The organism is Spirulina sp. CS-785/01, from assembly GCF_028330525.1.
In the GTDB taxonomy this organism is placed as follows: Bacteria; Cyanobacteriota; Cyanobacteriia; order Cyanobacteriales; family Spirulinaceae; genus JAQMSD01.
On sequence record NZ_JAQMSD010000346.1, the window covers coordinates 23,864 to 30,655 of the forward strand.

Sequence of the window (6,792 nt, forward strand, 5' to 3'; positions counted from 1 at the left end):
ATGGGAACGATATATGTGACACGGGAAGATTCTTTTATTGGCAAAACTGATGAACGGTTGACGGTGAAGGCGGAGAAAAAGATGATTTTGGATGTGCCGTTGATTAAGGTAGAGGGGGTGGTGGCGTTAGGCCGCACGACGGTTTCTCCTGCGGTGGTGACGGAGTTGTTACAACGTCATATTCCCCTTAGTTTTCTCAAGGTGACTGGCCGCTATTTAGGACGGTTAGAACCGGAAATGACGAAGAATATTTTTGTGCGGAAAGCGCAATGGGGTGCGGTGGGGGAAGATCAAGCGGTGGACGTTGTGCGGGGGTTGGTGCGAGGGAAGTTGAAGAATTATCGTAATGGGTTGATGCGGCGGCTACGTCAATCGCCTGATCTCCCTCTCCAGGAGTCTATCACGAAGATAGAACAAGCGATTAAACCGATTGCCCGGACGGAGCAGGTGGACAGTTTACGGGGGTTAGAGGGTGCGGGGAGTGCGGCTTATTTTGGCTGTTTTGGCCAATTAATTCAGAATGAGGGGTTTAGTTTTTGCTCTCGTCGCCGTCGGCCACCTACTGATCCGGTAAACTCGTTATTGAGTCTGGGTTATGCGTTGTTGCGTCACGATATCCAAAGTGCGGTGAATATTGTGGGGTTTGATCCTTATTTGGGATATCTCCATGTTACCCATTATGGGCGGCCTGCGTTGGCGTTGGATTTGATGGAGGAGTTTCGGCCTTTGGTGGTGGATGCGGTGGTGTTAGCGGCGTTGAACCAAAATAAGTTAACTCTAGAGGATTTTACCACTGAGCCGTTAAGTGGGGCGGTGTCGTTGACTCCGGAGGGGTTAAAGGTGTTTTTGCGGTTGTATGAGCAGAAGAAGCAGTCGAAGTTTAAGCATCCGGTGCTGAAGCGTCAATGTACTTATCAGGAGGCGTTTGAGATACAAGCGCGGTTGTTGGCGAAGTTTTTATTGGGGGAAACGGAGGAGTATCCGCCTTTGGTGGTGAGGTAAGTGTCAGTCAGGGGGGAGAAACCGGGTTTCTGTACAGAGCTTGGGGCGTTTATTCCCATTCAGGATAGAAACCCGGTTTCTAGCTTTTCTAGGGCTTTCTGGGGTTTTCAACTAACAACAAATAATCAAAAACAAAACTAATGTTTGTCGTGATCAGTTACGATATTTCGGAAGATAAACGCCGCACGAAGATTCACAGTATTCTCAAGTCTTATGGGCAGTGGATGCAGTATAGTGTGTTTGAGTGCGAGTTGACGAAGACGGAGTATGCTAAATTGCGCGATCGCTTGAATAAGCTGATTAATCCGGAGACGGATAGTATTCGCTTTTATTTTCTCTGTGGGTGTTGTCAGGGGAAGGTGGAGCGCATTGGGGGTGAGGCGGTGCGAGATGATACGATCTTTTTTGCTTGATGCGCGACGGTGAGGGTGTTTTTTTTGAGGTTTGGTGAAAAATCGCTGTAAGCTAGAGTGGGTCTGCGTTTGACCCTCTTTCTTTTTTGGAGACTGTCGCGCACGGCTCTGGGCTTGGGTTTCAGCGTTTTTTTGCGTTTTTGAGAGGTTGGTGTTATTATATTTTTATGCGCGTCGCGCAACTGCACCTTGAAAACTAAATACAATCAGGGTTTCAGACCACCGCAGTTTCAACTACTCTTAATCCCTATGAGGGATTGAAACCTCAAGGTAATAATGACCCATTCTCATTATTGCGTTTCAACTACTCTTAATCCCTATGAGGGATTGAAACGTATCTCGTTTCTAATACTTGCAAACGTATCGTTTGTTTCAACTACTCTTAATCCCTATGAGGGATTGAAACAACATACTTGCATTAATAGAAAAATAGCTATTTAGTTTCAACTACTCTTAATCCCTATGAGGGATTGAAACTTAAAGAACTATTACCGCAAGATACCAATATAACTGAAGTTTCAACTACTCTTAATCCCTATGAGGGATTGAAACAGGATCTTGCGAAATACCAGAAAGCAAAGAAGAGGTTTCAACTACTCTTAATCCCTATGAGGGATTGAAACTCCATCCACTGCCAATTAGTAATAGTGAGAAACTGTTTCAACTACTCTTAATCCCTATGAGGGATTGAAACTTTCTCTAAAGTTGAGGGCCGTAAACTTGACGGGTTTCAACTACTCTTAATCCCTATGAGGGATTGAAACAAGTTTGAGCGCGACAATCCCGTCGGCCTCATTAGCGTTTCAACTACTCTTAATCCCTATGAGGGATTGAAACGAACCGATTGGCAAGGGCCAGGACTATAATGCCTGTTTCAACTACTCTTAATCCCTATGAGGGATTGAAACCAACCATCCAGAGGATTAGCAAGGAAACCTCTAGAAGTGTTTCAACTACTCTTAATCCCTATGAGGGATTGAAACCAGGATTTTATCCCCTACACTTTTTTCCCCATTTACGTTTCAACTACTCTTAATCCCTATGAGGGATTGAAACTGAAAATTATAAGCAACAGTAATCGAACCTTTAGGTTTCAACTACTCTTAATCCCTATGAGGGATTGAAACTCTCTTAGGCATATTCCTGATCCTTTACTAGCTAGTTTCAACTACTCTTAATCCCTATGAGGGATTGAAACGCGCCCCCGGTGGTTACACTAACCGACTTATTACCAACGTTTCAACTACTCTTAATCCCTATGAGGGATTGAAACTAGAGTGATGTGGCGAATTATCTCTTGCTGAAAGTGTTTCAACTACTCTTAATCCCTATGAGGGATTGAAACTCGACTTTTAAATCAATTTTCTAAATCGTTTAAAGCTGTTTCAACTACTCTTAATCCCTATGAGGGATTGAAACTACATGAGGCGCAATTAACACCGGATCATCCAAAGGGGTTTCAACTACTCTTAATCCCTATGAGGGATTGAAACTGATTAGTTCTGATGTACTACCGAGTGAAAAATGTTTCAACTACTCTTAATCCCTATGAGGGATTGAAACTCCGAAAGCAGGGGAGACTTCCTCCTGTGTCTCGCACTAAGGAGTTTCAACTACTCTTAATCCCTATGAGGGATTGAAACTTTTTCAATAGCGGTCATGTTTAGCGTATCCAGCGTTTCAACTACTCTTAATCCCTATGAGGGATTGAAACGAGCCATTATCCAAACAAATTAACCAGCAAACTTCAGTTTCAACTACTCTTAATCCCTATGAGGGATTGAAACGCGGTAAAGAAAATTTAAAACGAACCGTCGTCTTCTGTTTCAACTACTCTTAATCCCTATGAGGGATTGAAACCTTATCCTCCCTAGCCATTTCGAGCCGAGATTCTACCGTTTCAACTACTCTTAATCCCTATGAGGGATTGAAACAAATTTGGCCTTTTGTAGAGCCAAACTGCTGATTAAGTTTCAACTACTCTTAATCCCTATGAGGGATTGAAACTGCTATCACAGTGACTGATTTATTTCTAGAGCGCGGGTTTCAACTACTCTTAATCCCTATGAGGGATTGAAACTTTAAAAGAAAAGCAAGAATTAGCCAATATATCTAATAGTTTCAACTACTCTTAATCCCTATGAGGGATTGAAACGGATAAGGTAAAAAATATTGGTAACAAAATATTAGTTTCAACTACTCTTAATCCCTATGAGGGATTGAAACGGGATGTACTGACTTTGGTAGAGGATACTTTATCCGTTTCAACTACTCTTAATCCCTATGAGGGATTGAAACATCTGGTGATGTGTCAATTTATGCCAACTTAACACAGTTTCAACTACTCTTAATCCCTATGAGGGATTGAAACTATATGGCTGATTTTTTTAGATGAAAAGAAAACGTTTCAACTACTCTTAATCCCTATGAGGGATTGAAACTTTTTGCTATTTCTTTCTTAAAGTGAGTGTGACCGTGTTTCAACTACTCTTAATCCCTATGAGGGATTGAAACTTTTGTAACGGACTCCCTATTTGCCTCTAAGCAGTGTTTCAACTACTCTTAATCCCTATGAGGGATTGAAACGTTGGGGAGAGGGGTGTAAGGTACTGCCTAGGACTATTGTTTCAACTACTCTTAATCCCTATGAGGGATTGAAACCTGCTGGGGGGAGGGATTGGTAGGAGGGAATGGAAAGTTTCAACTACTCTTAATCCCTATGAGGGATTGAAACAGGCGGATTGACGTATGCAATAGTTGATCGTGTTTTTGTTTCAACTACTCTTAATCCCTATGAGGGATTGAAACGGAAGATGTGAATGGCATGGCAAATAACTTTTTTTCGTTTCAACTACTCTTAATCCCTATGAGGGATTGAAACTACTTGGCTCATTAGCGGTGCTGCTATCCACTCCTGGTTTCAACTACTCTTAATCCCTATGAGGGATTGAAACATTTGGACTCAGAACGCGCTCTGAGAATGTCACAGTTTCAACTACTCTTAATCCCTATGAGGGATTGAAACAAAGGTATGCTGCTAACAATGACTGAAAACGAAGGGTTTCAACTACTCTTAATCCCTATGAGGGATTGAAACTTCGGTGGAAAGCGACAAAAGCTCCTCAAATGCTTTCGTTTCAACTACTCTTAATCCCTATGAGGGATTGAAACTTAGCCATTTCGCTTTCTTCTCTTTCATTGAGCCATCTTGTTTCAACTACTCTTAATCCCTATGAGGGATTGAAACTTGCGGCTATTCATCACCCGGCGATCCGGCACGAGTTTCAACTACTCTTAATCCCTATGAGGGATTGAAACGGAATTGGAATCGGAAATGGAAGTAGTATGACAGGTTTCAACTACTCTTAATCCCTATGAGGGATTGAAACTGAAAAGCAGTAATTTAACAACTCCAGTGAAAGTTTCAACTACTCTTAATCCCTATGAGGGATTGAAACATTGGTATTGGGGGGATTTATTCGGCTCGAACAGTTTCAACTACTCTTAATCCCTATGAGGGATTGAAACTTTTTAGAGAGTGTAACTAGCATCGCAATCTTGGGGGTTTCAACTACTCTTAATCCCTATGAGGGATTGAAACAGAAGGAGCAGTAACGGGGCGATCCTACCCCCGCAGTTTCAACTACTCTTAATCCCTATGAGGGATTGAAACTAAATTTCTGGCGTGTTTTTGTGCTACTTTTTGCGTTTCAACTACTCTTAATCCCTATGAGGGATTGAAACAGATAAGGGGGATAAGAAACTACTCTACAAACTTGTTTCAACTACTCTTAATCCCTATGAGGGATTGAAACAATATCCAATGCGTTGAAAATCCCGACCGCCTCCCGTTTCAACTACTCTTAATCCCTATGAGGGATTGAAACGTTAAGAGCAATCACTATCGGCTCAACGGTGAGGTTTCAACTACTCTTAATCCCTATGAGGGATTGAAACCGGGAAACTTGGGAAGGCCAGAGCGATCAGCCAGTGGGTTTCAACTACTCTTAATCCCTATGAGGGATTGAAACAACAACAATTTTGCGCCCCTAAAAATAGCCATTCGTTTCAACTACTCTTAATCCCTATGAGGGATTGAAACGTAAGGGTGAGGGTGAGGGAGGGGATACCCCCCGGTTTCAACTACTCTTAATCCCTATGAGGGATTGAAACTATAGAGAAACAAACCGGAAAATAAATTTCCTTATTGTTTCAACTACTCTTAATCCCTATGAGGGATTGAAACTGCTGAAAAAACACCATATTGAACAGGCTTATCCAGTTTCAACTACTCTTAATCCCTATGAGGGATTGAAACTTGGCGGGCTTGCGGGCTTGATTGTACTTGGCATTGTTTCAACTACTCTTAATCCCTATGAGGGATTGAAACGCAGCATATCCCAAGCGGTGCGATGCTTCAACGGCTGTTTAAAGTTTCAACTACTCTTAATCCCTATGAGGGATTGAAACACACCAAAAAAACAAGTATTCTAACTAACTCCATTATTTTCTAAAAATTGTTTCAACTACTCTTAATCCCTATGAGGGATTGAAACACACCAAAAAAGGCTCTAGATATCGACCCCACAGACCCCGAGTTTCAACTACTCTTAATCCCTATGAGGGATTGAAACCAACATATTCTTCTGAGTATTCCTGATCTGGTTCAGTTTCAACTACTCTTAATCCCTATGAGGGATTGAAACTCGACGGAATGCGTGGGGATGATGCGCTCGCTTACTTGTTTCAACTACTCTTAATCCCTATGAGGGATTGAAACCAGTACCGTCAACCATTGTGATGGGTTCACTTGGGATGTTTCAACTACTCTTAATCCCTATGAGGGATTGAAACATGAAGTGGGGGTTCCCTGGTCCGCCACTTCATAAGTTTCAACTACTCTTAATCCCTATGAGGGATTGAAACATACTGCTCCCATGTTGCATCCTTGATCAGCTTGCGGTTTCAACTACTCTTAATCCCTATGAGGGATTGAAACCCGTAGGAAATCCTGTGATTATATCGCCAATATCCAGTTTCAACTACTCTTAATCCCTATGAGGGATTGAAACAGGTGGCAAGTCACTGTCGTGAATTCCATTTAAGTTTCAACTACTCTTAATCCCTATGAGGGATTGAAACTTCAAATTTAATCGATTCATGGAACAAGTCTGACATGTTTCAACTACTCTTAATCCCTATGAGGGATTGAAACCATTCTGTAAGGTATTTAATTATATGAAATCCGGATAAAAGGTATAAAATTAAGAGAGGAATAGATGCAAAGGGAAAAATGCCAAAAAAAGTGACAATAGAACCGTATTTGAGTACAGAGGAACTATACGAAAAATATAGAGCCGCTAAAGAAGGGGTACAA

2 protein-coding genes and 1 CRISPR repeat array are annotated in these 6,792 nt (G+C 41.8%); both genes read left to right on the forward strand.

What is annotated here, in order from left to right:
* Positions 1 to 1,002, forward strand: coding sequence for a type I-D CRISPR-associated endonuclease Cas1d (cas1d, locus tag PN462_RS23085; protein ID WP_272131214.1), 1,002 nt, complete (start codon positions 1 to 3; stop codon positions 1,000 to 1,002).
* Positions 1,003 to 1,142: 140 nt separating this feature from the next.
* Positions 1,143 to 1,415 (forward strand): CRISPR-associated endonuclease Cas2, encoded by a 273-nt coding sequence (cas2, locus tag PN462_RS23090; RefSeq protein ID WP_272131215.1) that lies wholly within the window; start codon positions 1,143 to 1,145, stop codon positions 1,413 to 1,415.
* 227 nt (positions 1,416 to 1,642) lie between these two features.
* Positions 1,643 to 6,630: a CRISPR direct-repeat array (repeat unit 37 nt; unit sequence GTTTCAACTACTCTTAATCCCTATGAGGGATTGAAAC).
* The last annotated feature ends 162 nt before the right edge of the window (positions 6,631 to 6,792 follow it).

Bases quoted from the DNA above. Each gene is read 5' to 3' on its own strand.
- cas1d (WP_272131214.1), top strand. From the start codon at position 1: ATGGGAACGATATATGTGACACGGGAAGATTCTTTTATTGGCAAAACT.
- cas2 (WP_272131215.1), top strand. From the start codon at position 1,143: ATGTTTGTCGTGATCAGTTACGATATTTCGGAAGATAAACGCCGCACG.